Source organism: Kitasatospora sp. NPDC022856, from assembly GCF_055561235.1.
Map to the genome: position 1 here is coordinate 1 of NZ_JBVHHE010000048.1, position 23,916 is coordinate 23,916.

Below are 23,916 nucleotides of genomic sequence, written 5' to 3' on the forward strand. Positions count from 1 at the left end.
ATGTCAACATATCTGGCGTTGACTTTTGGCACGCTGTTGAGTTCTCAAGGAACGGACACTTCCTTCGGACCGCCTTCCAGCGGGCCCTCCGGGCGTTTCGTTCTTTCGTGTTTCCAGCTTACCAGATGTTTTCCGCTCCGTTTACCGGCGCTTCGTTCATCCGATTTGCTTTCCTTCGGCCTTTCGGCGCTTCCGACTCTAGCAGATCGCTCTGCTTCGCCTTTCCGCACTTCCGGCTTTCCGGAGGTTGTCGGATTATCGACCCGGGGGCCTCTCCGACGTGTTGAACTCTAGCCGAACCGCGCTTCACAAAGCGAATCCGACCGCAACCGACTTAAACACGCACAACAATTCGAGCGGAGACGCACTGAAAGGCGACCCAGCCGGGAAGAGAGGTGTGAACAAGCGGATTGGCCGCCCCGGGACCGTCCGCGCGATTGCGTGTCCGTTGCTCCCAGCCGAGCGACTAGGAAACACTACCCGCCCCTGGCGGCAGAGGCAAACCTCCCCGGCCGGCCCAGACCGGGGGCTCGGCGGTCCGCCCGCCAGAGCCTGCCAGAGCCCTGGAGAGCCCCCGGAATGACGTCGGCGGCCCGGACGCCCGATGGCCGGATGTGACAGATCGCCGTCATTGCAGTCGTCCGGGTGCTGCCGTGACGATGGATGCATGCCCACTCCACACCGTGTCGTCATCGCGGTCTTCCCCGATGTCGACCTGCTCGACGTCACCGGTCCGGCCGAGGTCTTCGCCCTGGCCAACCGGGAGACCGGCGGCCGGGCGGGCTACGAGATCCGGCTGGCCGGCCCCGACAGCGGCCCGGTCGTCACCTCGGCCGGGGTCCGCCTGGTCGCGGACCTCTCCTTCTCCGAAGTGGGCGCCGCAGTGGACACGCTGCTGGTGCCCGGCGCGGTGGAGCTGCGCCCCGACGGTCCGGTGGCCCGGGTCGACGAGGCCGTCGTGGAGTGGGTGAGGGAGACGGCACCGCACGCACGGCGGATCGCCTCGGTGTGCGTGGGAGCGCATCTGCTGGCGGCCGCCGGGCTGTTGGACGGGCGGCGGGCGACCACCCACTGGTCGACCGCGGCCCAGCTCGCCGCCGACCACCCGAAGGTCAGGGTCGACGCCGACCCGATCTTCGTCCGCTCGGGCCGGGTGTGGACCGGCGCGGGCATCAGCACCTGCATGGATCTGGCGCTCGCGCTGGTCGCCGAGGACCACGGCGAGGACCTGGCCCTGGCCGTGGCCCGCCAGCTGGTGATGTATCTGCGGCGGCAGGGCGGCCAGAGCCAGTTCAGCGTGCCGCTGAGCCGGCCCGCCCCGGCCCGCAGGGACATCGACGAGTTGCGCGTCTTCATCACCGAGCATCTCGACGAGGACCTGTCGGCCCCCGTCCTGGCCGCGCGGATGTGCCTGAGCGAGCGCCATTTCGCCCGGGTTTTCCGCCAGGAGACCGGCACCAGCCCGGCCGCCTACGTGGAGGCGGCCCGGGTCGAGGCGGCCCGCCGCCTGCTGGAGACCACTGACCAACCACTGGAGCAGATCGCGGCGGGCATCGGGATGGGCTCGGTGGTAACGCTGCACCGCGCCTTCCGCAAGCAGATCAGCACCACCCCGGCCTCCTACCGTCGCCGTTTCCGCACCACGTCCTGATCGCACCGGCGTCCTGGTCGCACCGGTCTCGTCGCCCCTGCGTCGGGATCACCGGACGCCCTGACCGCTCCCTCACCCGGCCACTGCGGCTCGCGAGTCGTCGCGGCCGAGGCTCCGCCATGCCTGATTCCCGGCACCGGCACGGATACGGGCCGCCCGAATCCGCCCTTGTCCACCCCTTCTCACGTCCACCCCGTTCCGGTCCGGCGTCGCACCTTCCGGTCCGGCTTCCGACCGAATCCGTCATCCGCCCGAAAGGACACCCCAGCCATGTCTGCCTCCACCACCCTGCGTGACGTCATCGGCCTCGACAACACGCCGCCGCGCCTCGGCGAGAGCACCCTGATCATGATCGACTTCCAGAACACCTACCGCGGTGGCGTGATGGCGCTCGACGGCGTCGAGCCCGCCCTGGCCGCCGGGGCCCGTCTGCTCTCCGCCGCCCGCGCGGCCGGCACCCCGGTCGTCCACATCGTCAACGACGGCGGCGAGGGCACCCCTTATGACATCCGCGCCGAGATCGGTGCGATCAGCCCCGAGGTGGCACCGATCGACGGCGAGCCGGTCGTCGTCAAGCAGTTCCCCAACGCCTTCCACCAGACGGAGCTGGAGAAGACACTGCGCGACCTGGGCTCCGGACTCGACCTGGTGCTGGCCGGGTTCATGACCCACATGTGCGTCACCTTCACCGCCCAGGGGGCGTTCAACCTCGGCTACCGGCCCACCGTCGTCGCCGAGGCGACCGCCACCCGCTCGCTGGCCGCGCCCGAGGGCGGCCCCGTGCCCGCCGCCGGACTGCAGGCGGCGAGCCTGACCACGATCACCGACCTCTTCGGCATCGTGGTCCCCACCGTCGACCAGCTCGCCGGCTGACACGTCGGCGCTGCCGACCCCAGGCCCGCCGGGCCGACGGTCGGCAGCGCCCCTGTTCCGCTCGGGGGTCGGGACAGGGGCCGGGGCCGCCCCGGGTCCACTCAGGTACGCGGCGTCGGCCCGGCCACCACCGTGCTGCCGCGACGGCCCACGGCGGAGTCGGCCGGGCGCCGGGCGCATCCGGGGTCCCGCCGGGGGCCGGGGCTGACCCGGTCGGGGCTCGGTCCGAGCTCTGCTAGTGTTGGCGGGCAACATCAGCGCGGGCCTATAGCTCAGACGGTTAGAGCGCTTCCCTGATAAGGAAGAGGCCACAGGTTCAAGTCCTGTTAGGCCCACCGCTGGAACCCCCGGACGTCTGTCGTCCGGGGGTTCTTCTTTGCCCGTCGCGCTGCCTCTCCCCGGGCACGGCCTCCCGCCCCGGGCACCGCGTCCGCGTCCCGCCCGGGGCTCGGCGTGCCCACCCGCCCCGGGCGGTGTCGGTCCGCCGGACGGCGTGGGGCGACCGCCCGGCGGGGTGGGTCAGGAGAGCAGGCCGTTGTAGTCCGGCAGCTTGAAGGTGCGCTCGGCGTGGCCGCCGTCCAGGTCGGTCCAGTTGTTACCGACGCTGGCGATGATCGTGTAGCCCTCGTTCTCGACCTCGACCCGCTCGTCCGTCTTGTACTGCTGGACCGGCTTGAACAGGTCACACAGGTCGCGCCCGTGCAGCTCGTCCACGGTGTAACCGGCCGCGGCCAGGCTGTGCCGGGTGATCGGGTCGATGAAGTCCACCCGCGCGGTGACGAAGATGATCGCGACCCCCCGGCTGTGGGCGTACTGCGCCAGCTCCACGACCGGCGCGATGCCCGACATCGCGAACGGGTGGAAGTGCGTGGCGAGCGTGGTGTTGTCGATGTCGAACACGATCGCGGGCTTCTCGCCGGTGGGCGACGCCGTGCGCTGCTCGACGTACGCGCGGGCGGGCGCGATCGCGGCGCCGACGTCGGCCAGCCACTGCGCCTCGGTCACCGCACCGCTGCTCGCGGCGGCGGCGACGGCCGGGGCCTTGACCGGAGCAACCGGGGCCGCCGGGGCCTTCGGGGCCGCGACCGCCGGGGTGGCGAGACCGGCGGTGATCGCGGCCGTGAAGGCCGCTGCGGCAACGAGCCGTGCCTTGATGCTCATATCGGGGAGGTGGCCTTTCGTCTGTGGGGGTCGTCGGTCGGCGCGGCGGTGGGGATCGGTCGGTGGCGCGAGTCGCGACGACGTTGTGGCCGGGCGGAGCGGGCCTCCCTCGGACGAGGTCCTCGCTCGACGGGGCCGCCGCGGGCGCCGGTCGACGGAGGGTCGAGGGCATGCCGAACGGCCGGCTGTCGGCAGGAGTCGCCACCGGGGGGCCGAGCGCCTTCCGTCCGGCGGGAGCCGGGCGGGAGGGGGCCGAAGTCGCCGCCGACCGGGTCAGTGCAGCCGGGTCGCCCCGCGCGGCCGGGCCCGGCGTCCCATGAAGGGGCGTCAGGCGCAGTCCACCGGAAGGTCCCTGAACCCGGGGCAGTCGTTCCGCCCGGGCGAGAACGTACACCAGCCGACGGGGCGAGCCAATACCCGCGGGTAACAAAGAACCGGCGGGCGGGCGAACATCCATCGGCGGGGCTCCGGACCCCGACGGCACGCCGCACGATCCGGCCTCGTACGACGCGCCGCCACCGGACGCTGCGGGGCCGAGACCACCGGACGCCGGGGCCGTCACCGCCGGACCCTACGGGGCCCTCACCACCGGGCGCCCGGGCGCCGTCGCCGGCCTCGGACGACCCGTCGGCGCGACCGTCGGCGCGCCCGTCACCGCCGGCCCGGAGCGCCGCCGAGGATCGCCGCCGAGGATCGCGGTGAGGCCGTACTCGAAGCGCTCGTCGAAGGAGTCGGCGGCGAGGTGGCCGAGGACGCGCCGGAGGGCCGCGCTGGACGCGGCGCTCGCGACCGTACTTCTCCGGGCCGCCTCCGATCGGCGGCGGCGGGTCTCGGCCCCATAGACGGCGGGTCTCGGGCCGGTAGGCGGCGGGTCTCGGGCCGGTAGGCGGCGGGTCTCGGGCCGGTAGGCGGCCGGGGGCGGGCCCGCGGGCGGCCGGGGGCGGACGGTCTCGACCGTGCGGGCCACCGGGCCCCGAAAGGGGTGAATCGGATAGAACGATATAAATCGCGCAAAACGTGAATCAGGTGTCGTATGTCGGGTAGAACACCCGTGCGGCGTTCGCCCGGCCTACGCCGTTGCGCACCCTGCCGGGTGCCACCGGGACCTCCGGCCGAATCCGGCCACCGGTCCCGGAGGGAAAGAGACCCGGGGTCGGCGCACGTCACGCGCCGCCGCCGGGTGTTCACCCGATGCCCTGGAGATACACGTGTCCACCACCCTGGAGAACGTTCCCCGAGCCCCCGTGCCCCCCGGCCTGCCGGCCGACCTGCCACCCCGGCCGACCGAGGCCGAGTTGCGCTCGATGGGCAAGACCGAGGCCCGCGAACTGAGCGACGCGCTCTTCGACCGCCTGATCGCGCTGCCCCGGGAGTCGCACGCCTACAGCTACGTGCGCGGCACCGTCATCGAGCTGAACATGCCGCTGGTGCGCTTCATCGCCGCCCGCTTCCGGCACCGCGCCGAGGACATGGACGACATCCTGCAGGTCGGCACCATCGGCCTGATCAAGGCCGTCGACGGCTACGATCCCGGCCGCGGCGTCGAGTTCGTCACCTACGCGATCCCCACCATCGCGGGCGAGATCAAGCGCTTCTTCCGCGACACCTCCTGGCCCGTGCGCGTACCGCGCAGCATGCAGGAGCTCTACCTCACCGTCGCCCGCGGCTCCGACCGCCTCGAGCAGCGGCTCGGCCGCCTCCCCCAGCCCGAGGAGATCGCCGAGGACCTCCACCTCACCGTGGACCAGGCCACCGAGGGGCTCGTCGCCGGCCGCGTGTACCGGCCGGACTCCCTCGACGCCCCGCGCGACCAGGACACCGACGAGACCGGCAGCGCCATCCTCGACCGCATCGGCATCTGCGACCCCGGCATCGAACTCGCCGACTTCCGCACCGCCGTCCGGCCGCTGCTGGCCCAGCTGGCCGCCCGTGAACAGACCGTCCTGAAGCTCCGGTTCTGGGACGGCTGCACCCAGTCCGAGATCGCCGAACGCATCGGCGTCTCCCAGATGCACGTCTCCCGGCTGCTCACCACCACCCTGGCCCGGCTGCGCGAGCAGCTCGACGACCAGGACGCCCCCGGCTGGGACGACCTCCCGCACGAGCCCCACCCGGACTGATCCGGGCCGGCGCCGCCAGGCGTCGAGGCGGCCCGCCCCTCGTGTGGGGCGGGCCGCCTCGACGCGCCCGGTCGGGACGGACCGCGGTCAGGACGGACCGGCGGCCCCGGCCGTCACCCGCAGGGCGACGTCGATGCCCCGCAGGAAGTGGTCGAGGTCACCGGGATTGCGGGAGGTCACCAGTCGCCAGCCGTTGGCATCGTCCGTGACCAGCGGTTCGTCGAGCCAGGTCGCGCCGGCGTTGGCGAGGTCGGTGCGCAGCGACGGGTACGAGGTGAGCCGCTTGCCGAACGCCACCCCCGCCTCGGCGAGCAGCCAGGGCCCGTGGCAGATGGCGGCGACCGGGCGGCCGGAGGTGGTGAAGGCGAGCACCGCGTCGACCGCCTTCCGGTGGAGTCGGAGGGTGTCCGCGTTGATGGTCCCGCCGGGGATGAGCAGCAGGTCGTAGTCGGCGGGGTCGACCTCGTCGAGGGTGTGGGTCGGGCGCACCCGCTCCCCCGGCTCCTCGTCCCCGACGAGCGTGCGGATGTCGTCCGCGGTGGGGGCGGCGATGTCGACTCGAACGCCGTCGTCGCGCAGGTGCTGGGCGGGGACGAGGAGTTCGTCCTGTTCGACCCCGTAGTTCGTCACGATCGCGAGGACCTTGGTGTCGCTGGTCATCGTTCCTCCTGAAGGTCGGGATTGGGTGGGCGGAGACGTTCCTCAGGGCTCGGCCAGTCGGTGGGCGGGCGCAGCCGGTGGGCGGGAACGCGGACGCCGGCACCCCTCCGCGCCCCGGGAGCCGGCGGGTACCCGGCTTCGCGCCCGGCATGCCGGATTGGTGGCGTCCGGTTCGGGTAGCCGCGCGGCATCGGCGGGCGGGTGGCGCCCGCTCCGGACCACCGGGAGGCAGTGGTGAGCATCAGACGACGGTCCTGGGCCCTGGCGGTGCAGAACCGGTCCGGCCGGGAGCAGGACGGGCGGGAGCGGGACGGCCGGGAGCGGGACGGCCGGGAGCGGGACGGTGCGGGTGGCGCAGGTGGTGCGGGTGGCCTGCGACGGCGCCCGACGGACGGCACAGGCCCACCGGGCGCCGCCCCGTCGTCCGCCGGCGCACCGGCGGCGGGGCGCGGTGAGGACCGGCCGGTGCCTCCGGCCGCCGACAGCGCCGCACCCTGAGGGCGGCCCCGGCACCGGCCGGAGGCCCGCGTCGACCGACGGTGTCGGGTTCCCGGCGCCGTCGGTCACGGCACCGTTTGTCGCCGCACCGTCGATCACGGCAGCGCGTACGCCTGGAGGCAGGGGTGCCGGCCGCTGCCGGCCGGCGCCGTGAGGACGGTGGCCACGCCGCCGGTGATCTCCACCCGCAGGCTCCCGTCCGCGCTCTCCCAGACCGGTTCGCCGTCGGGGCCCGTCGCGTCGGTCGCGTGGACGACGACGGTGGTGGGCGGGGCGTGGCCGCCGACCGGGCCGGGCAGTGTCACCGCGTAACGGCGTTCGAGGCTTCGCATGGCGGGCTCCTGCTCCCCACCCCCGGCTGACCGGCCCGTACCCGTACCCGCGGCACCCGGTCGGGGGCGGGCACGATCACCCGGCACCACGGCCGACGCCGACGGGCCGGCGATCCGGTCGGGACCGCCGTCCGGACCTCCGGGCCTTCCGGAACTCCTCCGGTACCCGGGCGGGTCCCCCGTAGCGGCCCGGCCAAACGCCGCCGACGGCGATACACCCGGCGGTGTGGACTCGACCGCGTGTCGCTTCACCGGCGGCCGGATTCGGGTTTGGCGGAGCGGTGCCCGGCAAGCCGCCCGTTATGGATGCCTCAGCTCTGCACCTGCACCCGTGGTCCCGCCGACTGCGCCGGGCTCTGGACGCCCCGGCGCACTGGGAGTTCCTCGACGCCCCGGCCTCCTCGCTCGCCGACGCCGTGGAGTCCGTCCCGCTCGGGCCGTCCCGCGACGCCCTGCACGGGGTGTGGCTCGGCCACCCGCTCCACCCCGTGCTGGTCCAGCTCCCGATCGGCTGCTGGATGTCCGCGGGTCTGCTGGACTTCACCCCGGGCGGCCGCCGGGCGGCCGGCACCCTGGTGGCGGCCGGGCTGCTGACCGCCGGGCCGGCCGCGCTCGCCGGCTGGGTGGACTGGGCGCGACTCGACCCGCCGCGCCGGCGCACCGGCCTGGTGCACGCGCTGTCCAACACCACCGGTGTGCTGCTGTACGCCGGATCGCTGCTGGCCCGCTGCCGGGGGCACCGCGCCCGCGGCCGGATGCTCGGCCTGGCCGGGCTGACCGCCGTCTCGGTCGGTGGGGCGCTCGGCGGGCACCTCTCCTACCGGCTGGCCGCCGGGCCCGACCGGTCCGCCGCGGTGCCCCGGCTGGCGCCGCCCGACTGGGTCGGCCTCGGTCCGGTCGACGACTTCCCCGACGGCGAGCCCGTCCGCCGGACGGCGGGCGAACTGACGGTGGTCGTGGTCCACGAGGGCGAGCGCTACCACGTGCTCGCCGAGCGCTGCGCCCACCTGTCCGGGCCGCTGTCCGCCGGGACGGTGGTGGACGGCTGCCTGCGCTGCCCCTGGCACGGCAGCGAGTTCCGGTTGCGGGACGGCGAGGTGGTGCGCGGCCCGGCCACCGCGCCCCAGCCGGTCCTGGAGACCAGGGTGCTCTCGGGCCACCTGGAGGTACGGCTGCCGGGGGCCGGCTGACGTACGGGCCCGCCGAACCCCGTTCGGCCCCGTGTCCCCGGGCGCAGCCCGGGTAGGCGGTGCCGAGGAAGACGATGCCGAACGATCGAATCGAGCCCAGGAGCAGCCCTATGGGGACACCCCCGAACGACCCCGTACCGCCCAGTCCCACACCGGCCCCGGGCCCCGGCCCCGGCCCGCAGCCCGGTCCCCTGCCCGGTCCGGTCCCCGGCCCGGGCGGGCCGGACCCGGTACCGCCCGCACCGCCCCGGCCCGGACCGGACCCGCAGCCGACACCCGCCCCGGGACCGGATCCGCACCCCCGCCCCGGCCCCCTCCCGGGCCCGGGCCCGGCACCGGAACCCGTCTTCTGACCGGTCTCGTTATCCGGGCCTGCCCGCGGGCCTGCGATCGGCGAGCGCTCCCCGGCGGCGGCCGCCGCCGGGGAGCCCCTGCGCCGAGGCGCTCCTGGAGGCCGGTCGTGGTCAGGCCCCGCCCGCCTCTTCGGCGACCTGCCGCAGCGTCCGTCCGCTGCGCACCGAGCGGGCCCGCCGGGGGTCGGGGGCGGGCCGGCCACCACCGTGGCCGTGCCGCACCAGCAGCCAGGCCGCGCGCTCGCCGGTGCCGTCCTCGCGGAACCGGGTGAGTGCCCAGTCCCCGCGCAGCTTGCGGCCGGCCAGCCGGAACGACGCGTGACCGGCGTCAAGCGCCTCCGCGAACGGGAGCTCGTGGCCGCGCCGGTCCGTACTGCGGTTCTCGTATCCGCCCTCGTCCCAGATGATCACCGTGCCGCCGCCGTACTCGGCCTCGGCGATGACCCCCTCGAAGTCGCGGTACTCCCTCGGGTGGTCCTCGGTCGGCATCGCCAGCCGCTTGTCGTGCGGGTCACCGGACGGCCCCTTGGGGACCGCCCAGGACTTGAGCACGCCGTCGACCTCCAGGCGGAAGTCGAAGTGCAGGGTGCGGGCGTCGTGGATCTGCACCACGAACCCGGGCCGCGCGCCCGGTGCGGCGCGGCCGCCGCCCTCGGGTTCGGCGGTCCTGTCGAAGTCGCGCTTGCGGTGGTAGTCCGACAGCGCGTCCGAGCCGCCCATCCCGTCCTCCCTCCACCCCGTACGGCGCCTACCCGCGCTCCCGCGCCCCGACCCGCGCGCCCGCCCGGTTCCCGGTCCAGCGGCCCCGGCACGGGCCCGCACGGGCCGGGTGGGAGTAGCGGTCGCGCAACTTGCTGCCACGGGGGCGGGATGTCCACGTACCGCTCGGTGGGGCCATGCTGGGGGGAGGGCTGTCGAGGGGGCGGCCGTCGGACGACCCGGGGAGGCGCGGCCATGGCCGTCGGGAGCACCGTGCGGGACCGCGGGGCGCCCGGGCCGGGGGCCGCCCGGCACCTGGTCCACTGTCCGCCGTCCTGGGACCACTGCCTGCTGGAGGCGCCGAGCCGCGGTGAGGAGCGGTTCCGGCTGATCGGGGAGGTTCCGGGGGCCGACGACGGGCCGGGCCACTTCCACGATCCGCTGCTGGTCGCCGAGGCGGTCCGGGAGACCACCGAGTTCGTCGGACGGCAGTACTTCGGCGGGCCCCCGGACCGGGCCGGATGGTTCCGCCGGTTCGGACTCGACGTGACCGAGGTGGCCGCCTGGCGGGCCGGGCGCGGTCCGGCCCGGCTGACCGCCGAGCTGCGGGCCACGCCGACCGCGACGGTCGACGGGGTACCGCGCGGCCTCGACCTTCGCCTGGAGGTGTCGCTCGACGACGTACCGTGCGCGACGGGCACCGCGAGCCTGGCGTTCGACCCGCCAGGGCCGCCCCGCGAGCGGGCCGGGCGGTGGGCGGTGCGCGCCGCCCCCGGGGCGGCGGACGCCCCCGCCGACCCCGGTTCGGTCGGCCTCGCCTCGTCGGCGGACGTGGTGCTGAGCGAGCCCGCCCGGGAATCCCGCGGCCGGCTCGACACCTGGGTCCTCCTCCGCCGGGACCGCCCGGCCGACGGTCGGCTCCCGGCTCCGTTACTCCTGGAGGCGGTGCGGCAGGCCTCGGTGCTGGTCGCCGGGCGCGCCGGCGGGCTGGTCCCCGGGCGGACCCTGCCGGCCTCCTGCGACGTGCGCGTCCGCGGCCTCGCCGAGGTGGACCCGCCGGTGCACTGCGCGGCCGTCGCCGGGCCGGTCGGGCGGGACACGGCGGGGCGGCCGACCGTCCCGGTCACCCTGACGCTGACCCAGCACCGGCGGACCGTCGCCGAGGCACGCACCACCGTGGTGCAGGACTTCTGACCCGCCGCCGGCCGGCGGGCCACCATCACCGCCGTCACCGTCGTCACTGCCGGGGACCCGGCGCACGAGAGCACAGCGAGTACGGGGGGTGGGCCCGGTGAGGTTCCGGATCCTGGGACCGATGGAGATCGAGGGCGGCACGGGCCCGCACACACCGCGGGCGGCCAAGCTGCGGGTCGTCCTCGGCACCCTGCTGGTCCACGCCGACCGGGTGGTCTCGGTCGACAGCCTGGTCGCCGAGCTGTGGCGGGACGAGCCGCCCCGCACGGCCACCGCCACCGTGCACGTCTACGTCTCGCAGCTGCGCAAGCTGCTGCACGCCGCCGACCCCGACCGGGGCCGGGAGCTGCTGCGCACCCAGTCCCCGGGCTACCGGCTCTGCGTACCGCCGGACCGGCTCGACCTGTCCGAATTCGAGCGACTGCACCGGCGCGGCCGGGAGGCACTCGCCGCCGGCCGCCACCGCGCCGCCGCCGACCTCCAGCGCCGGGCCCTCGCGCTCCGGCGCGGCCCGCTGCTCTCCGACACCCCGCACGGGCCGCTGCTCGAAGGGGCCGCCGCCCGGCTCGCCGAGGCCGGCGTCGCCGCCCTGGACCAGCGGATCCGGGCCGACCTCGAACTCGGCCGGCACCACGAACTGATCGCCGAACTACGGTCGCTGGCCGCCGAACACCCGTTGCGGGAGGAACTGCACGGCCACCTGATCCTGGCCCTGTACCGGGCCGGGCGGCAGGCCGAGGCGCTGGAGGCCTTCGCCGAGCTGCGCCGGACGCTGGTCGCGGAGCTGGCGATCGAACCCGCGCCGCCGCTGCAACGGCTGCACCGGCGGATCCTGGCGGGCGATCCAGGGCTGCTGCGCACGGCGGCGAGCGGCGGCCGGGCCGTCGCCGTGGCCGTCCGGCCCGGGCACGAGAGGGCGATGCCGCCCGCCGACCCGGTCTTCGCGGGCCGCGGCACGGCCCTCGCCCAGGTCGAGGAGCTGCTGCGGGACGCCCCGGCCGGATCGTTCGTCGCGGTCGCCGGGCAGCCGGGGGTCGGCAAGACCGCGTTCGCCCTGGAGGCCGCCCGCCGCAGTGACCCGTCCTTCCCCGACGGCCGGCTCTTCCTGGACCTCCACCCCGAACGAGGGCGGCCGTTGCGCGCCACCGAGGCGATGTCCACCCTGCTGCGACGGCGCGGGGTACGGCCGGCGAAGGGCGCCGGGGCGGGCGAGCTCCGCGCCGCCTGGCAGGCCCAGCTGGCCGGTCGTCAACTCCTGCTGGTCCTCGACAACGCCGACTCCGAGGCGCAGCTGCGCCCGCTGCTGCCGACCACCGGCGGGAGCAGCGCGATCGTCACCGCCCGCCGGCTGCCCGCCGGGCTCGGCGGCATCCGGCCGGTGCTGCTGGACACCCTCGACCCCGAGGAGGCGCGGCTGCTGTTCGCGGCGGCCGCCGGCCCGGAGCGGGAGGCGGCCGAGCCTGCCGCCGTCCGCGAACTGCTGGAGCTGTGCGGGCGGCTGCCGCTGGCCGTCCGGGTCGCCGCCGCCCAGCTGACGGCGCGCCCGCACTGGAAGGTCGCCTGCCTGGTGGACCGGCTGCGGGACGAACGGTACCGGCTCGGCGAGCTGCGGATCGGCGAACTCGACGTCCGGGAGCCGCTGTTGCGGGCCTACCGGGACGCCCGGCCGGAGTTGCGGCAGGCCTTCCGGCTGCTCGGGCTGCTACCGGCCGGCCGGTTCGACCGCGCGACGGCCGCTGCGGTGCTGGGCCGCTCTCCCGCCGAGACCGCTCGCCTGCTGGACGGGCTGCTCGACGACCGGCTGCTGGCCGCCGACCGGGCCGGCCACCACCTCCCCGAGCTGCTGCGGGTCCTGGCCGTCGAACGGCTCACCGAGGAGGAGGACCCCCAGGACACCGGGGACGCGATCGAGCGGCTCTGTGCGGAGCACGCGCGCGCGGCCGAGCGGGTCACCGCCGCGCTGACGCACGCCCGGCCCACCGGGCAGGAGCCGCACGAGCCCGCCGGCTGGTTCACCCGTGAGCGGGAGGCGCTCGTCCGCGCCGTCCGGCAGGCCCACCGGGCGGGGCGGCCGGCCGCCGTCGTCCGGCTGGTGGCGGCGCTGGACGGCCACCTGGAGACGCACGCCGCCTGGGACGCCTGGGCCGAGACGCACGCGCTCGCCCTGGACGCGGCCCGGCGCTGCGGCGACCGCGGGGCCGAGGCCCGGACGCTCCGCTCGCTCGGCGATCTCGCCTGGCAGCAACGGCGCCCGGAGGAAGCCGGGGAGTACTACGGGCTGGCCCGCCGGGTCGCCGAGGAGTCCGGTCACCGGGCCGAGCTGAGCCGGGCCCTGGTCGGCCTGGCCGAACTGCGGATGGACGCCGGGGACGGCGCCGACGCCGACGCCCTGCTCGCCTCCGCCCACGCCACCGCGCTCGCCGACGACTCCGGACCGGCCGACCCGCGGGCCCGGTTCGACGTGCTGCGCGCCCTCGGACTCCACGCGCTCGCGGACGGTGACCACGCCCGGGCACACGCCCGCTTCACCGACTGCCTGGACGTCGCCCGCACCCTCCACGACCGCCGGCTGGAGTCCTTCGCCCACCGCGCCCTGCGCACCGCCCGGCCCGGCCCGGGCGACCACCTGGAGGTCCGCCCCGGCGTCTGGCGCCTGCCCGGCCCCGGCCGCCGAGCCGAGTCGGCGGGGTAGCCGAAGGGGTAGCCGAAGGACGGGCGGCCCCGGCGGGGTGGGCCGGCCGGTCCGAGGGCGGGCGAGGACGGCCAGGCGGTCGAGCGAGAACGGCCCCGGGAACGAGGGGCATCGGAGCGCCGACCGTCGGGACCGGGCCGAGTGCCCCGGCGGCGGGCGGGCGAGATCACACGCCGGCCGGGCCGGTCAGGGTGCGGCCAGGCGGGTGGCCAGGGTGGCGAGTTCGGTGCGCCAGGCGATGGTCAGCGGGGCTGCGGCGACGACCCGCCGGGTGCGGTCGAGGAGGTGGCCGATGGTGCGCTCGGCGCGGTCCGGGTCCTCGCCGCCCAGCAGCATCTCCCGCAGCAGGTCGCCGTACCAGTCGCGGTCCCCGCTGCCGCTGAGGAAGCCGCGCACCCGCCAGGCGGCGTGCAGCAGGCGGGCGTAGTCCTGGTACACCACCGCCAGGTCGCCGCGGCCCGCCAGCGCGGCGCCCATCAGCAGCGGGTGCTGGAGCGCGTACCAGCCGGTGCCGCAGCCTCGGGCGCAGCCCGCGAGGCAGCCGGCCGGCCACGGGTCGGCGAGGTAGCTGCTGGACAGCTCGGAGTCGACGTAACTGCCGCCCAGCCGGCCGATCCGCAGGTCGTGCCAGACCTGCCGGGCGGCGTCCGGCAGGCCTGCGGCGAGCCGGTCGGCGAGGGCCGTCGCGAGGTCCCCGATCAGGGAGGCCATGCCGACGCCGAACCCCTGGGCGTCACCGCACCAGCCGTTGCGCTCGTGCTCGGCCGCGTGCCGGACGTGCAGGGTCGGCGCGCCCTGCCGGAGCGGGGCGTTCTCCCGGGCGTCGCGGCGGATCAGGTAGCAGGTGTCGAGGAGTTCGAGGGCCGCCGCCGCGTCGACGGCGGGGCCGCCCGCCGGATCGCCGCCCGCCGCGAGGTAGCCGGTGAGCAGCACGGTCGGCCGGATCCGTTCGCCACCGGCGGTGACCAGGTCGGCCAGCGCCTCCACCATGCCCGCGGCCGGCGGGTCGACGGCCCGGCAGCGAGCCTGCTCGGCATGGAGCTGACCCCGCAGCCGCTCCTCGACCCGGGCCAGCATGCCGGTGCGCAGCACCTCGGGCAGGGCCGCGTCCGGCGGACCGGTGTGCGTCGTCATGGTGTCTCCGTGGGTAGGCGCGGCGTCGCACCGGGCCGGTCCGGCGGTCGGCCGGTCCGGCCGACGCCGCGGGCCCGGGGGGCTCCCGCCGCCGGTCCTGGCTGTTCACCGCGGTGCCGGACTCCCGTCACCCGGTCCGCCGGGCCGTCACACCCGGCCGCCCGAGCCGAGCAGGTGGAGTTCCGCGGGCAGTTCCCGCCGGCAGGTGATGTTGAGCTTGCGGTAGACCCGGGTGAGGTGCTGCTCGACCGTGCTGACGGTGATGTAGAGCTTCATCGCGATCTCGCGGTTGGTGTGGCCGTGCACCGCGAGCATCGCCACCCTCTTCTCCGAGTCGCTGAGCCTGGCGTGGAGTTCGGCGAAGTCGACGCCCCCGCACCGGGTGTCCTCGGACGGCCCGCCGGGTCCGCCGGGGCCGGGGGCGATCTGCTCGCACAGGGCCTGGGCGCCGCACTCCTTGGCGAGTTGCCAGGCGCGGCGGCCGACCATGCCGGCCCGGTTGGTGTCGCCGAGTTCCTTCAGCACGCGGGCGAAGTCGGCGAGCGTGCGGGCGAGTTCGTAGCGGTCCTCGGCCTCGTGCAGCTCGTCCACCGCGCGGGCGAGCAGCGCGTGCCGCTCGCGGGGCTCGCACAGGCCCGCCCGTACGCGCAGGGTGAGGCCGCAGATCCACGGGTGGGCGGCGTCCCGGTGGGCGAGCTGCTCGGCGATGAGCCGGGCGGCCTGCGGGACTTCGCCGAGCCGGATCAGTGCCTCGGCCGCGCCGCTGCGCCAGGGCATCAGCAGCGGCCGGTCCAGGCCCCAGCGCTTCAGGCTGCGGCCGATGTCGAGGAAGTCGCCGAGTGCGGCGTGGAAGCGGTGGGTGGCGAGGTGGTACTCGCCCCGGGCCCGCAGGTGGGCGAGACCGTGGATGCTGCCGGTCAGGCCTTCGGGCAGCGGGCGGCCGAGTTCGCGGGCGGCGGTGTCGTGGCGGCCGGCGGCGGTGGCGGCCCGGATCAGGGTGGCCGCCACGCCCCCGGCGTAGACGCTGCCGCCGCGTTCGGGCAGCAAGGCCAGGGCGGCCTCGGCCCGCCGCTGGGCGCCCGCCAGGTCGCCCTGCCGGAGCAGGGCCTCGGCGTGCAGGGCGGTGAAGGTGGTCTGCCAGCCGGGTGCGCCGCGCCGGACGGCCTCCTCCAGGAACACCTGGCACCAGGGCAGGGCGCGGGCCGGGCCGTCGGTGGCGAGCAGCGCCCGGACGGCCTGCACGATCGGGGCGGCGGTGCCGTCGCCGAGCGTGGCGCCGCGCAGGAAGGTCTCGGCCGCGGCCCCGGCCGCCCCGTCCGCGGTGTACTCGGGGACCGCCCACAGGGTGGCGGGCCCCTGGGTGCGGGCGGGCAGCGGTTCGCCGGGCCGGGCGCCCGCGGCCGACGGGGCCGGGCCGGCCCACCGGGGGAACGCCGAGAGGCCGTCCAGCGGGTCGGCGCCGCGGCCGAGCCGGGCGGGCTGTCCGGCGCGCTCGGCCTCGCGGGCGGCGGCCAGCCGTTCCAGGGCCTGGCCGGCCTCGTCGATCCGGCCCTGTTCGGTGAGCAGCCGGGCGAGCGGTCCGAGCCGGGCCGGGCCGAGCCGGCCGGCCCTGAGGGTCTCCAGCGGTCCGGCGAGGCTGCGCTCGGCGGCACTGGGGTTGGTCCGCCAGGTGATGGCGGCGAGCATGGTGCGGAACTGGGCGCGCTGTTCGTCGTCGGCCCGGCCGCGGTGGGCGAGTTCGAGGCAGGCGGCGGCCCGGTCGGTCGCGCCGTCGGCGAGCAGTTGCTCGGCGGCGGTGGAGAGCACCGCCACCGCCCACGGCAGCTCGGTGGGGCCGACGGCGAGGAGCTGGGCGGCCACGGCGGTGGTCGGGGCGCCGTCCTGGTAGGCGAGTTCGGCGGCGCGGCGGTGCAGGGCGGCCCGGTCGTCCGGGTCCATCCGGTCGAGCACCGCCTGCCGGGCGACGGGGTGGCGGAAGCGGTAGCCGTCCAGGATGCCGGCGGCGCCGAGCGTGGCGCTGCCCCGGACGACGGCGCCGTCGGTGCCGCCGAGCAGGCGGACGGCCAGTTCGCGCGAGCCGAGCTCGCCGAGGACCGCGACCACCTCGGCGAGGCGGCGCGCGACCGGTCCGCAGCGGTTCAGGCAGGCGAGGACGGCCTGGGTGAAGGCGCCGCCGAGTTCGGGGGCGCGGCCGCCGGCCCGGTGCTCCTCGATCAGGGCGCGCAGCAGCAGCGGGTTGCCGCCGGCGGCGTCGGCGGGCGGCGGGGTTCTGCCGTCGGCCGGGGAGGCGGCGAGTTCCGTGCGGACCAGTCGGTCGACGGCCTCGGGGCGCAGCCGCTCGGCCCGGATCCGGACGAAGCTGCGCTGGCGCAGCAACTCGGTGCCGTAGACGGGGTCGTCGCCGCGCTCGTGGACCGACTCGGTGCAGACCAGCAGGACGCGGGCGGCGCGGGTGCGGCGGACCAGGTGGAGCAGGTACTGGCAGGACAGGTCGTCGATGTGGTGCAGGTCGTCGATGCAGATCACGGCCGGCGTGGTCTCGGCCAGTCGGTGCACGGCGGCGCACAGGGACTGCATCACGTCGATCCGGGACGGGTCCGGCGCCCCCGCCGGGTCCGGCAGGGATCCGGCGGGGGCGGCGGCGAGCAACTGGCCCAGCACACCGAGCGGGAGGTCGTGCTCGACGGCGGTGCCGATGGCGCGCAGCACCACCGCGCCGGAGGCGGCCGCGCGTTCGGCGACCGTCTCGACGAGTTCGCTCTTCCCGCAGCCGACCGCGCCCTCGATCAGGACGATCCTGGGGGTTCCCTGCAGGCTGTCCGCGAGGGCGGAGTCCAGTACGGCCAGTTCTCGTTCACGGTCCATCAGCACTTTCGGCCCCCGGCTTCGTCCGCGTCACGGTCGGCGCGCCCGCCTCACGGCGATCGCCGGAGAGTCGTGGGCACGGTTGAGACTTGCCACCCGGAAAGTGATCCGCCGGCGGTTCGAGTCTAGGCAGGCGGGACCGCCCGGACGGGGCGCCGAGGGCCGTCCGAAAGCTGCACGGCAACAACTTCCCCCCCGCCTCGACGGGGGCTGTCCGGGGCGGGGTGACGAGGGGTCGGGTCGGGTACGGCGGGGGTCCGACCGGCCTGCGTGCGTAGCGACTTGGGTGCGGGCCGGCCTGCCCTCAACCGGACGCGGTGGTTCCGGCGGGTGTCGGGGAAGGGGTGGCACCCGGGCGCCGGCGCACCGGCGGGCGGGCGGCTGCCGGGCGCCGCGTCCGGGGCGAGTGGCCGTCAGGTCCGGGACGCGCGCCGGCGGGTCGGCCCACGTCGGCGGCGACGACCGGTCGGGCTGCGACAGCGCGGAGTTGGACGGCGGGCCGCCGGGCCACCCGGTGCATGACGTGCGGGCCGGGACCGGAGAGCGGAGCGGGGGCCGCAGGCCGGGAAGGGCACCGGCGGCGGCGCGAGCGCCGGGGCGAGGGAGTACACACCTCGGGGCGCTCGGAGCGGGTCGTGATCGGCGGGCGGGGGCGCGCTCCGGCCGGTCGGCGGGCGAACCCACCGACGACGGGTGGAGCACGCGGCCCGGAACGGCGGGCGGGGAACGACTCACCGCGCCCGCCCCGGTGGTCCGTCAGCCGGCGGGCGGGGCGCCGCCGGGCGGCCGCCGGCCGGGCCGGGGGCATCCGGGCACTGCCCCGCACCCCCGGCCGGTCCGACGGGTGTTCGCGGGGGATCAGCCCCAGCGGTCGTCGTCCTCGGTCGCGGTGACCTTGAAGCCCAGGCGCGCGTCGGCGGCCTTGATGAGCAGTTCCTTCTTCAGGCCCCAGTCGTCGCTCGCGACGGGGGACGGTATGAGGTGGGTGATCCCCCAGCGGTCGTCTCCGGGGCCGGTGACACCGACGCCGGAGGCCGAGCTGTGGCCGAGCCCGAGCAGGGTTGCGACACCCACCGCGAGCAGGGCGCTCTTCGCCGCCACCCGAATCCTGATGGTCGAGACCTTCATCTTGTCCCCCAAGCAGTCGGAACAGGTCGGAAACTCCGGCAGGGCGACGGCCGCACAGCCTTTCACCGCTTGCCTGGGCTCTACTCTGCCGCGCGGACAACGCCCGGTCCGAGCGGATCACCATGGCGTAAAGTTGCATGGCAGGAACTTCGCATTCCGACGGGGGCTTCAGAGTGTTCGGATACCCACAGCTTCAGACCGGCTTCGCCGAACTAGACGATCTGAGTGCGAGCGCCTATGGACACGCCGTCGAGTCGGGCCGCTTCGACCGGAATGCCATCGCCGCCGTGCTGAAACTGGACGAGGCCGAGGTCAGCCGCATCGAGCAGGTGCTGCGGCTGATGCACCTGCTGCAGCCGAGACCGGGCGACCCGAACGTCCTGGTGCCGGTCAGCCCGGACGTGGCCGCGGCCGACCTGGTCGGGCCGGCGGAGCATCAGATCCGCGACCTGCGGCAGGCGGTCACCGACGTCCGCAGCAAGTTGCTGTCGCTCAGCCCCCTGTACTTCGAGGGCCGCCGGCTGCGCAACCGGTTCGAGGCGTTCGACGTGGTCACCGACGTCGACGCGATCCAGAACATGCTCGACCACCTGGGGCAGACCTGTCGCAAGGAGGTGCTCACCGTCCAGCCGGGCGGCGCCCGCCCCTCCACGCTGCTGCCGGCCGCGCGCAAGTCCGCCGAGGGCATGCTGGAGCGCGGGGTGCGGATGCACACCATCTACCAGCACACCGCCCGCAGCGACCTCCCGACCAAGGCGTACGTCCGTGACGTCACCGCGATGGGTGCCGAGATCCGCACCGCGGACCAAGTGATCGACCGGATGCTGATCTACGACCGCGAGACGGTGTTCCTGCCGGTGCGCACCGCGGACGAGGAGGAGTCGACGGGCGCGGCGATCGTCCGTGAGCCGACCCTGGTGGCCTTCCTCTGCGCGGTGTTCGAGCACCTGTGGGACAGCGCGACCCCGTTCGTCTACGACACCCCGACCACGGACGACCTCAAGCAGTCGATCATCCGGCTGATGGCCCGGGGCTACAAGGACGAGATGGTGGCACGCCGGCTGGGCATGTCGGTGCGCACCTGTCGTCGTCACATATCGGAGATCACCGAGGAGCTGGAGGCCACCAGCCGCTTCCAGGCCGGGTACAACGTGGCGATGGCGGGTCTGCTCGGGAAGGGTCCGGCGGGCGCCGAACCGCCGCCGAAGCCGCCCGCCTGACCCGTCACGGGCTCGCATCACGCGCGGCCGTGGTCGGGCCCGATTGTCATATTCATGTCTTCGAGGGGGTCGGGCCCGGCGTCGTAGACCGCGACGCCGACCCGGTACCCGCTGTCCAGCTCGAAGGTGTGGAACCCCCACTCCTCGCCGGTCCCGGTGCTGCCGTCGGGTCGCCGTACCGGGACGGGCCGGCCGTCCGGACCGAAGCCGAACTCCGTGAAGTCGAACCGCATGCCCTGCCCGGTCGCCTTCCGGTACGCCTCCTTGAGGGTCCACAGCCGCACCAGGGCCGGGTTGCGCTCCTCCTCGGCCTGCGCCGCCAGCGTGATCAGCTCGTACGCGGTGCACACCTGGCGGCTCAGGCCGCCCTGGTGCATCGGGCGCTCGGCGGGCTCGGCGTCCACCCCGATCAGGCCCCGGGTGGTGATGCCCAGCAGCAGCAGGCCGTCGGCCTGGCTGAGGCTGATGTCCACCCGGTCGCAGCCGCGCAGGTACGGCCGGCCGGTGGGGCCGTACGCCAGCTCCGGGGCGTCCGGGCCACCGTCCGGGAGGGCGGCGGCGGCGTGTTCGAGCAACGCCCTGGAGGCGGCGTGGCGGTGGCGCACCTCGGGGTGGGCGAGGTCCAGGTAGCGCGACCGGTCCCGGTCGAGCGGCCCGCGCGGTTCCCCGCCGCCCGGCGGGACGGGCACCAGGTCGGCGAGGTCGGCGTGGACCACGGCGGTGCCGTACGCGGCCAGGTCGGCGCGCACCCCGTCCCAGGACCCGTCGAGGGCGGCCACCCGCCTGGGCCGGCCGACCGGCGGTCCGATCGTGGAGTTTCCCGGGTCGGTCATGCTCGTCGCTCCAGAACTGGGTGGGTCGTTGCGGGGCCGCGCGCCTGCGGGAGGGCGCGGTGAGGGGTGGCCGCGGTGACGGGTGATCGTGCGGTGGGCGGGGTCCGTCGACGCCCCGGAGCGCAGCGCACGACGGCCCGGGCCCGCGCGCGCCCGGCGGTGCTGACGGAACGTGACATGACACCCCTCGGGTCGTCTCCGGTCCTGCGGGTCCCGCACACCGGGCCCGTCATACGCCCCGATGGTCGCGCGGACCGCTAAAGCCCCGCTTAGGTGGGGGATTTCTCGCGATCGGTGCCCGGGGCGGCCGCGAACCCGTGGGCGGTCAGCGGCAGGGGCGGCCCGCCCCGCCCGAGATGGCGGCCCCGGGCGCGGACAGCGCGCACGGCAGGTCCATGGTCAGCCGGGTCGGGCCGCCGGGCGGGCTGCTCAGCGTGAGCGTGCCGTCGAACGCGGCGAGCCGGCACTGGATGCCCCGCAGCCCGCTGCCCAGCCGGGGGTCCGCGCCGCCGTGGCCGTCGTCGGCCACCTCGGCCCGCAACCGCCCGGCGGCGTGCGAGAACTCCACGCTGGCGCGCCGGGCACCGCCGTGCTTCACGGCGTTGGCGAGCGCCTCGCTGACGGCGAAGTAGACGGCCGACTCGACCGGCGCCTCGGCCCGGCCGGGGACGTCGGCCCGCACCTCGACCTTCAGCGGGACGTCCAGGGCGAGGGCGCGCACCGCGGCGACGAGTCCCCGCTCGGCGAGGACCGGGGGGTGGATGCCCCGGACCAGGTCGCGCAGCTCCTGGAGGGCCCGGACGACGTTCGCCTGGGTCTCCGACACCAGCTCCTTCGCCGCCTGCGGATCGCGGTCGATCAGCGCCCCGACCGCGCCGAGGCGCAGACCGACCGCGACCAGCCGGGCCTGCGCGCCGTCGTGCAGGTCGCGTTCGATCCGGCGCAGTTCGGGAGCCCGGACCTCGCCCAGGTCCGGGCGGCCCCCGACCGGCGGCCCGCCCCGGCCGGTCGGCGCGGCCCGCTCGGTGGGGCCGAGCAGGGAGGTCGGCGCGGCCCGCTCGGTGGGCCCGAGCAGGGGGGTCGGCGCAGCCTGCTCGGTGGGCCCGAGCAGGGCGCGGGTCCAGCGGCCGTGCAGGCGTAGCACCCGCTCCGCCAGACCGAGGCCGGCCGCCGCCAGGGCGAAGCCGAGGAGCGCGGTGTCGGCGCCGTCCAGCGGGAGGAGGGCGGTGTGCAGGGCCGGCTGCGCGAGGCCGGCCAGGCCGCAGCCGACCAGGAGCAGCGGGACGGCGGCGGTCGCGCCGCCGATCAGCGGGTTCAGCAGCACCCAGAGGTAGTCCCGCCAGGTCGCCGGGTCGGTCCAGAGCCAGCGGACGGTGCGGGTGTCCCCGGTGGGCCGGCCGCTCCGCTGGTGCTCCCCCGCGGCCGTCCTCCGGAGGGGCGCCGGGCGCTCCCGCTCCGGGCGCGGCAGGTAGGGCGACGGCACGGGCACCCCGGACCACGCCCCGGCCAGCCGCCGGGCGAGGCCGGCCGCCGCCCTGGTGAGTCCGGTGACCGCGGGGAACAGCGGGAAGACCCCGAGGCAGAACCAGAGCACGAAGCCGATCAGGGTCGTGACGAGCAGTCCGAGCGCGGGCGGGACGAGGACGGCCAGCACCGCCAGCCGGCCGAGGGCCGTCGCGTGCCCCCGCGCCCGGGCGACGGCGGGCAGGCCGGTCGGCCGCTCGGCCGCTGGGGACGGCATGCTGCTCACGGCTCCTCCGGCGGTCGGTTCGGTAGCGTCCGCTCGACGCCGTCCACTGCGGTGGTCGCTCCGGGACCTTCGGCTCCGACAGTAGGGCGCACGGGCGGCGGCCAGGAGCCACTCGGCCACCCCTTAGGGGTAGCGGCGGCCCCGACCCCTGTTCGCGGGCCCCGGAACAGGGGTGCCCGTCGCGAAGTCAGGGGTTCGCCACCGCACGGCCGGCGCCCGGTGTCCGGTCCCGCGCCTTCCCGTGGTTCGTGCACCGAGGTCGTTCCGCTCGCCGGTCCGTTCGACCGATCCGCCGGGATCACACTCGCCCCTCCCCCGGATTCGGCGATTTCCGATCGTTTTCCCTCCTCCTGCCCATTCCACCGGTCGTCTTGTGCACGGAATCGATTCGGTGGGATATCCCTGGGGCGTCTTGAAATCGAACAGTCAGGAAAGCCGGTGGGGGTAGGCCCACTGCGTACGGGGCATAGCGGGGTGGCCGGGCGGCCGGGCGAACCGTAGGTTCTCCAGTCCGGGCCGACACCGGCACGCGCAGCCAGCATTCGAAAGGACAACCGATGTCCGTGGTGATCGAGGTGCGGAACCTGCACAAGACGTACGGTGACCGGGTCGCGGTCGATGACGTCTCCTTCTCCGTCGAGGAAGGTGAGATCTTCGGGATTCTCGGGCCGGCTGGTGCGGGCAAGACCACGATCCTGGAATGCCTCGAAGGGCTCCGGGACCGGGACGGCGGCCGGATCGAGGTGCTCGGCCGCGATCCCCGGCCGGAACGGACCGGGGTGACGCGGCAGATCGACGCCCGCCTCCAGGACGACCGGGCACCCGACCACCCGCGGATCGCGGAGGCGCTGTCGCTCTTCAGCTCGTTCTACCGCGACCCCGGCGACTGGCAGCGGCTCATGGACGCGCTCGGCTTCACCACCGGGAACGGGACCGAGACCGCCGGGAACGGGACCGAGGTGGCCGGTCCGGCGTCCGGTCGGCCGGACCAGCGGCCGGACCAGCGGCCGGACCAGCGGCCGGACCAGCGGCCGGACCAGGTGCTGGCGAGCGCGCTGGAGCAGGTCGGGAACCCGAAGGTGGCGGTCTTCGACGAGCTGACCACCGGGCTGGACCCGCGGTCGCGGCGAGACACCTGGGAGCTGATCGAGGCCGTTCGCGCCAGTGGCGTCACCATCCTGCTGGTCACCGGTTCCTGGGAGGAGGCCGAGCGCCTGTGCGACCGGGTCGCGCTGATCGACCGGGGCCGGCTCACCGTCACCGACACGCCGGCCAGGCTGCTGGAGCGCGTCCGGAGCGGGCAGCGGATCCAGTTCCGCCCGTCCGCCCCGTTCGACCACCGCCTGCTGGCGCGGCTGCCCGAGGTCAGCGGCGTCAACCGCCAGGGCGACCACGTCGTGGTGACCGGCACGGACGAGGCACTGGGGAAGGTCACCTCGCTGCTGGCGCGGCACCAGGTCCTGGCCGAGAACCTCCGCGTCGACCAGGACGCCCTGGAGGCGTTCCTCGGTCTGATCAGAAGGCGCTCCGCCTGAGCCCGCACGGGGGCGCGCGGACCGCGGC

At 75.7% G+C, this 23,916-nt stretch carries 17 protein-coding genes and 1 tRNA gene; 9 read left to right on the forward strand and 9 right to left on the reverse strand.

The genetic code is table 11. From position 1 onward, the window contains the following. The first annotated feature begins 667 nt into the window (after nt 1-667). From ACZ34W_RS33655 to ACZ34W_RS33665, 3 genes are all read left to right on the forward strand, one after another. Complete coding sequence (locus tag ACZ34W_RS33655) at nt 668-1,651, forward strand: GlxA family transcriptional regulator (protein ID WP_465609603.1); 984 nt, start codon at nt 668-670, stop codon at nt 1,649-1,651. A 270-nt stretch (nt 1,652-1,921) separates the two neighbouring features. Beyond that, nucleotides 1,922-2,524: an isochorismatase family protein gene (locus ACZ34W_RS33660; protein ID WP_465609605.1), complete on the forward strand. Its 603-nt coding sequence runs from the start codon at nt 1,922-1,924 to the stop codon at nt 2,522-2,524. Nucleotides 2,525-2,785: 261 nt separating this feature from the next. After that, nucleotides 2,786-2,859, forward strand: a tRNA-Ile gene (locus tag ACZ34W_RS33665). 184 nt (nt 2,860-3,043) lie between these two features. Here ACZ34W_RS33665 and ACZ34W_RS33670 read toward each other — a convergent pair. Continuing rightward, complete coding sequence (locus ACZ34W_RS33670) at nt 3,044-3,685, reverse strand: HAD family acid phosphatase (RefSeq protein ID WP_465609607.1); 642 nt, start codon at nt 3,683-3,685, stop codon at nt 3,044-3,046. A gap of 1,208 nt (nt 3,686-4,893) precedes the next feature. Between ACZ34W_RS33670 and ACZ34W_RS33675 the strand changes: the two genes are divergently transcribed. Then, nucleotides 4,894-5,805 (forward strand): SigB/SigF/SigG family RNA polymerase sigma factor, encoded by a 912-nt coding sequence (locus ACZ34W_RS33675; RefSeq protein ID WP_465609609.1) that lies wholly within the window; start codon nt 4,894-4,896, stop codon nt 5,803-5,805. A gap of 87 nt (nt 5,806-5,892) precedes the next feature. Here ACZ34W_RS33675 and ACZ34W_RS33680 read toward each other — a convergent pair whose 3' ends face one another. Both ACZ34W_RS33680 and ACZ34W_RS33685 read right to left on the reverse strand, forming a co-directional pair. Continuing rightward, the gene (locus ACZ34W_RS33680; protein WP_359839284.1) at nt 5,893-6,465 is read right to left on the reverse strand and encodes a type 1 glutamine amidotransferase domain-containing protein; all 573 of its coding nucleotides are present in this window, start codon (nt 6,463-6,465) and stop codon (nt 5,893-5,895) included. A 593-nt stretch (nt 6,466-7,058) separates the two neighbouring features. After that, complete coding sequence (locus ACZ34W_RS33685) at nt 7,059-7,295, reverse strand: DUF6296 family protein (RefSeq protein ID WP_329490273.1); 237 nt, start codon at nt 7,293-7,295, stop codon at nt 7,059-7,061. Nucleotides 7,296-7,597: 302 nt separating this feature from the next. On the opposite strand from ACZ34W_RS33685, the gene ACZ34W_RS33690 reads away from it, so the two are divergent. Beyond that, nucleotides 7,598-8,485, forward strand: coding sequence for a Rieske (2Fe-2S) protein (locus tag ACZ34W_RS33690; RefSeq protein WP_329490272.1), 888 nt, complete (start codon nt 7,598-7,600; stop codon nt 8,483-8,485). A 464-nt stretch (nt 8,486-8,949) separates the two neighbouring features. Here the strand turns inward: ACZ34W_RS33690 and ACZ34W_RS33695 are convergent, their stop codons facing one another. Beyond that, nucleotides 8,950-9,558 carry a DNA polymerase ligase N-terminal domain-containing protein gene (locus ACZ34W_RS33695; RefSeq protein WP_465609613.1) on the reverse strand — a complete coding sequence of 203 codons (609 nt, stop codon included), beginning with the start codon at nt 9,556-9,558 and terminating at the stop codon, nt 8,950-8,952. Nucleotides 9,559-9,792: 234 nt separating this feature from the next. Between ACZ34W_RS33695 and ACZ34W_RS33700 the strand changes: the two genes are divergently transcribed. Together ACZ34W_RS33700 and ACZ34W_RS33705 are read left to right on the forward strand one after the other, a co-directional pair. Beyond that, nucleotides 9,793-10,731: an AfsA-related hotdog domain-containing protein gene (locus ACZ34W_RS33700; protein ID WP_465609615.1), complete on the forward strand. Its 939-nt coding sequence runs from the start codon at nt 9,793-9,795 to the stop codon at nt 10,729-10,731. A 121-nt stretch (nt 10,732-10,852) separates the two neighbouring features. After that, nucleotides 10,853-13,423, forward strand: a complete 2,571-nt coding sequence (locus tag ACZ34W_RS33705) for an AfsR/SARP family transcriptional regulator (protein ID WP_465609617.1) — start codon at nt 10,853-10,855, stop codon at nt 13,421-13,423. Nucleotides 13,424-13,609: 186 nt separating this feature from the next. On the opposite strand, the gene ACZ34W_RS33710 is transcribed toward ACZ34W_RS33705, so the two are convergent. The 3 genes from ACZ34W_RS33710 to ACZ34W_RS33720 form a co-directional block, all read right to left on the reverse strand. Then, entirely contained in the window at nt 13,610-14,557 is a 948-nt protein-coding gene (locus ACZ34W_RS33710; RefSeq protein WP_465609619.1) for a polyprenyl synthetase family protein, read from the reverse strand. Nucleotides 14,558-14,704: 147 nt separating this feature from the next. Further along, nucleotides 14,705-17,422, reverse strand: a complete 2,718-nt coding sequence (locus ACZ34W_RS33715) for a helix-turn-helix transcriptional regulator (RefSeq protein ID WP_465609621.1) — start codon at nt 17,420-17,422, stop codon at nt 14,705-14,707. Nucleotides 17,423-18,280: 858 nt separating this feature from the next. After that, complete coding sequence (locus ACZ34W_RS33720) at nt 18,281-18,550, reverse strand: hypothetical protein (protein WP_329490266.1); 270 nt, start codon at nt 18,548-18,550, stop codon at nt 18,281-18,283. A gap of 287 nt (nt 18,551-18,837) precedes the next feature. On the opposite strand from ACZ34W_RS33720, the gene ACZ34W_RS33725 reads away from it, so the two are divergent. Further along, the gene (locus ACZ34W_RS33725; RefSeq protein WP_329490265.1) at nt 18,838-19,770 is read left to right on the forward strand and encodes a LuxR C-terminal-related transcriptional regulator; all 933 of its coding nucleotides are present in this window, start codon (nt 18,838-18,840) and stop codon (nt 19,768-19,770) included. Nucleotides 19,771-19,787: 17 nt separating this feature from the next. Here the strand turns inward: ACZ34W_RS33725 and ACZ34W_RS33730 are convergent, their stop codons facing one another. Together ACZ34W_RS33730 and ACZ34W_RS33735 are read right to left on the reverse strand one after the other, a co-directional pair. Then, nucleotides 19,788-20,603, reverse strand: a complete 816-nt coding sequence (locus ACZ34W_RS33730) for a 4'-phosphopantetheinyl transferase family protein (protein ID WP_329490264.1) — start codon at nt 20,601-20,603, stop codon at nt 19,788-19,790. A gap of 325 nt (nt 20,604-20,928) precedes the next feature. Continuing rightward, a complete protein-coding gene (locus ACZ34W_RS33735) occupies nt 20,929-22,344 on the reverse strand; it encodes a sensor histidine kinase (RefSeq protein WP_465609624.1) in 1,416 nt (471 codons plus the stop codon). A 566-nt stretch (nt 22,345-22,910) separates the two neighbouring features. Between ACZ34W_RS33735 and ACZ34W_RS33740 the strand changes: the two genes are divergently transcribed. Next, complete coding sequence (locus ACZ34W_RS33740) at nt 22,911-23,888, forward strand: ABC transporter ATP-binding protein (protein WP_465609626.1); 978 nt, start codon at nt 22,911-22,913, stop codon at nt 23,886-23,888. The last annotated feature ends 28 nt before the right edge of the window (nt 23,889-23,916 follow it).

Bases quoted from the DNA above. Each gene is read 5' to 3' on its own strand.
- ACZ34W_RS33655 (WP_465609603.1), top strand. From the start codon at position 668: ATGCCCACTCCACACCGTGTCGTCATCGCGGTCTTCCCCGATGTCGAC.
- ACZ34W_RS33660 (WP_465609605.1), top strand. From the start codon at position 1,922: ATGTCTGCCTCCACCACCCTGCGTGACGTCATCGGCCTCGACAACACG.
- ACZ34W_RS33670 (WP_465609607.1), bottom strand. From the start codon at position 3,685: ATGAGCATCAAGGCACGGCTCGTTGCCGCAGCGGCCTTCACGGCCGCG.
- ACZ34W_RS33680 (WP_359839284.1), bottom strand. From the start codon at position 6,465: ATGACCAGCGACACCAAGGTCCTCGCGATCGTGACGAACTACGGGGTC.
- ACZ34W_RS33685 (WP_329490273.1), bottom strand. From the start codon at position 7,295: ATGCGAAGCCTCGAACGCCGTTACGCGGTGACACTGCCCGGCCCGGTC.
- ACZ34W_RS33690 (WP_329490272.1), top strand. From the start codon at position 7,598: ATGGATGCCTCAGCTCTGCACCTGCACCCGTGGTCCCGCCGACTGCGC.
- ACZ34W_RS33695 (WP_465609613.1), bottom strand. From the start codon at position 9,558: ATGGGCGGCTCGGACGCGCTGTCGGACTACCACCGCAAGCGCGACTTC.
- ACZ34W_RS33700 (WP_465609615.1), top strand. From the start codon at position 9,793: ATGGCCGTCGGGAGCACCGTGCGGGACCGCGGGGCGCCCGGGCCGGGG.
- ACZ34W_RS33705 (WP_465609617.1), top strand. From the start codon at position 10,853: ATGGAGATCGAGGGCGGCACGGGCCCGCACACACCGCGGGCGGCCAAG.
- ACZ34W_RS33710 (WP_465609619.1), bottom strand. From the start codon at position 14,557: ATGACGACGCACACCGGTCCGCCGGACGCGGCCCTGCCCGAGGTGCTG.
- ACZ34W_RS33715 (WP_465609621.1), bottom strand. From the start codon at position 17,422: ATGGACCGTGAACGAGAACTGGCCGTACTGGACTCCGCCCTCGCGGAC.
- ACZ34W_RS33720 (WP_329490266.1), bottom strand. From the start codon at position 18,550: ATGAAGGTCTCGACCATCAGGATTCGGGTGGCGGCGAAGAGCGCCCTG.
- ACZ34W_RS33730 (WP_329490264.1), bottom strand. From the start codon at position 20,603: ATGACCGACCCGGGAAACTCCACGATCGGACCGCCGGTCGGCCGGCCC.
- ACZ34W_RS33735 (WP_465609624.1), bottom strand. From the start codon at position 22,344: ATGCCGTCCCCAGCGGCCGAGCGGCCGACCGGCCTGCCCGCCGTCGCC.
- ACZ34W_RS33740 (WP_465609626.1), top strand. From the start codon at position 22,911: ATGTCCGTGGTGATCGAGGTGCGGAACCTGCACAAGACGTACGGTGAC.